Annotated in this window: 3 protein-coding genes; all 3 read right to left on the bottom strand. The window is 43.1% G+C overall.

Annotation, left to right across the window (positions count from 1 at the left end):
• Window positions 1-137 precede the first annotated feature (137 nt).
• From PX482_RS20100 to PX482_RS20090, 3 genes are read right to left on the bottom strand one after another with little or no spacing between them, the layout of a single operon-like run.
• Complete coding sequence (locus PX482_RS20100) at window positions 138-656, bottom strand: FKBP-type peptidyl-prolyl cis-trans isomerase (protein WP_002758683.1); 519 nt, start codon at window positions 654-656, stop codon at window positions 138-140.
• A 6-nt stretch (window positions 657-662) separates the two neighbouring features.
• Entirely contained in the window at window positions 663-986 is a 324-nt protein-coding gene (locus tag PX482_RS20095) for a phasin family protein (protein WP_002758682.1), read from the bottom strand.
• A gap of 14 nt (window positions 987-1,000) precedes the next feature.
• Window positions 1,001-2,824, bottom strand: coding sequence for a phosphodiester glycosidase family protein (locus PX482_RS20090; RefSeq protein WP_288024215.1), 1,824 nt, complete (start codon window positions 2,822-2,824; stop codon window positions 1,001-1,003).
• Between the last annotated feature and the right edge of the window lie 145 nt (window positions 2,825-2,969).

Here is a 2,969-nt window from a genome sequence, read left to right as displayed (position 1 = left end):
TTGCGGGGATCGGGGGAAAATTCAGGTACTTTTTCCCTGAAAATTAGGTAGTTGACCACCTCAAAACTGGTAAAACCCCACACCCCACACCCCACACCCCACACCCTGCCACCACCGAAAAGCTTTTTCAGCAAACCCTATTTAACTGCCAACAATTCCACATCGAAAAGTAAAGTCGCGTTGGCAGGAATCACCCCACCGGCACCCCGCGCACCATAACCCAATTCTGGGGGGATAATTAAGGTACGCTGCCCACCGACTTTCATCGATGCGACTCCTTCATCCCATCCTTTGATCACTTGACCAACTCCAATGGTAAAGGTAAAAGGTTGATTGCGATCCTTGGAACTATCGAATTTTTTGCCGTCTGTGAGGGTTCCCGTGTAGTGAACAGTCACTTTTTGACCTTTTTGAGGACTTTCTCCAGTTCCTTCCACGATATCTATGTATTTTAGTCCCGAATCGGTGGTGACTGCTTGATCTAAATCCATGGAGATGATTTCCTTATTAATAGTTTGAGTGATAGCGGGTGGATCGATTTCTGCGGCGATCGCATTGGTTTTTTCCCCTCCACCAAAGAGGGAAGCAACGATTAAAAATAAGCCACAAACCGCAATAATAGCAAAACTGAGCAAGATTTCGCGCATTGATTTCATAGTTCCCTAACGCCAGAGTTTATTCTCTAAGTCTCTCACCTGCCGTTCTAATCTATCAATCCTTCCCCGCAGTTCATCCATTTCCGATTGTCGGGGAACCCCTAAATCCTGCAAGATATTGCGGATATAGCGTTCTAAGTTATTCTCGAAGCTCCCTTGTTCAGACTTCATCTGTGTCATCAGATCATCGACAAAGTTTTTAGCCTGATCGGAATTGATTTTACCGTCTTTTACTAATTCGTCGCTCACTTCTTTGATCTTTTCTGCCACCATGGAAGTAGTACCAATACCCATCAGCAGCAATTGTTTAATCCAGTCGCTATTATCCATTGTTTTCACACCTGTCAAGGAGACGGGGATAAAAATATCCCTATTCCATTATGGACTTTTGCGGCGGTAACGGCAGAGCGATCGAGCAGATAACCCGCCAAGGCTATCCCGGTGGAACTACCCCCATCTAGGTTTAAACCGTCCTTTGCCGACATTAACAGCAAAATTCGGGCTAATTCGCCTAAAGTTGCCCCCCGTCCCCCGACACGATTATGGATAGCCACTAGCAAAATTTTTCCTTCTCGGCTGACTGCGATCGCACTGCGGGAAGCTTGTTGATTTTGGAATGCCGGACTAAATTTTTCGGCATTTCCATCCAAAACTATGCGCCCATTCTGCAATAATAGGGGGCCAGCACCTAAAATCTGAGGATAATCAGCAAAATCTCTCGGTAGGGTGACGCTATCGAGGTTGACTCTTTCACCAATATTTAAACTAATATCTGTCTTTCGGCAGATGACTAAATAGCCATTTTCTGGTATGTCTATACTATCCTGTGGGAAAAGATTATTTAATTTCTCCGTTACGCGATCGCCTTGGACGACTAACCCGGTTTCGCGCTCGGTGAGGGGATGATAATTACTCCCCCAATCGCGAGTATAACGACTGCAGCCGGCTGTCAGGAAAGCACTATTTAACTGGGTTAGGGGAAAACGTTGTCCGGTGACAGTAATGAGAGTTTCCTCTAAACTGAGGCGATCGATCCTGATTTTACCACGATTATCCCATGCGATCGCTCCTCGGTTTAAAATTGGTCCAGATAACCATTTGCCATCCACACGAATTGCTCCCAAAGGTAACTGATTATTACGATTAAAAAAGCCGCCATTAATCATCGCTACTGCGTTACTTTCGCTATTAATCGTGATCAGGGGATTAGTGCCGCGCATTGAGGTGGAATTAGCGGTAATCGGTTTAATAGTTATCTGAGGATTTCTGGGATCGATTTCTAACCAAGTCACGGGAAACCAATCTTGATCTAACTGGATATATTTTTGATTCCAGATTAACCCTGGTTGCCAAACAATGCGCTTTTCATCCATAGCATCGGGACGAGAATCAATGATAATTCGGGGAGGATTATCCACACTGCTGATCTGTAATCCGTAGGCAGTGGGAAGGTTAACTTTTAAACGACTGATCACCCCATTATTTTCTAAGGAAGTGATCTGAGTGGCTAAGTTATTATTAGAGTTGCCTAGATCATCTTCATCGTTATTTTGATTACTGTTACTAACAGTTTTGGGTTGAAACCTAGAGATAAGCGATTGCTGGGCATTTCCTTCTAGGGTAATCACTGCTTGATTTTTTGCCTGACTAACTTGCCAAAAGGTCGGGCGATCGAGTTGAATAATAATCCTCTGTACTGCCCCATAATTTTCTAGCTGAATATCTTCAATCTGAGGAGCAGGAAAGTTAATATTTAAACTATCGCCATTAATAGTGGTTGTTGCCCCCATTTTTAGTAAAATATCCGTAACGTCTAACCAGCGATCGGGATTGATCAAATTAGCCGATAAAGTTTGTAAATTAAACCAGCTTATCGGTTGCTTTTTCGGATCATTTGTGCTAAGAAAATCCATGCCGAATAATTGTCTTGCTCCCGTGTCACTCATGGCAATTCTGGTACTATTTGCTGCTGTCCACTGTCGCCAAGAAACGGGCAAAGAACGACCATTAAGAATAATTGTTCGTCCCTGTTGCTGGTTTGATAAATCCCTAGCAGCTAAAGTTATTGGTGATCTATGATCGGCTAAAGATATAGCTGGACTGGCGATAATTATCAAGGAAGTTACCGTTAAACAGATAGATGATAAATTCAGATAATTTAACTGCATAATTATGGCTCTTCGTTACTTGTTATGGTTCGATAGGGGGGCATAAATCGACTAAATCCTTATCTGGCAAGAGACTTAATTGATTAGTTCGCTCTAGATAAAAAACAATTGACAAAAATCGCTAAATGCCTTTCTATATAAGGGT

The organism is Microcystis sp. M53602_WE12, assembly GCF_030065455.1.
Taxonomy (GTDB): domain Bacteria; phylum Cyanobacteriota; class Cyanobacteriia; order Cyanobacteriales; family Microcystaceae; genus Microcystis; species Microcystis aeruginosa.
The sequence above is the reverse complement of the archived record's forward strand: the minus strand, read 5'-3'. Positions and strand labels throughout refer to the sequence as shown.

Bases quoted from the DNA above. Each gene is read 5' to 3' on its own strand.
- PX482_RS20095 (WP_002758682.1), bottom strand. From the start codon at position 986: ATGGATAATAGCGACTGGATTAAACAATTGCTGCTGATGGGTATTGGT.
- PX482_RS20100 (WP_002758683.1), bottom strand. From the start codon at position 656: ATGAAATCAATGCGCGAAATCTTGCTCAGTTTTGCTATTATTGCGGTT.
- PX482_RS20090 (WP_288024215.1), bottom strand. From the start codon at position 2,824: ATGCAGTTAAATTATCTGAATTTATCATCTATCTGTTTAACGGTAACT.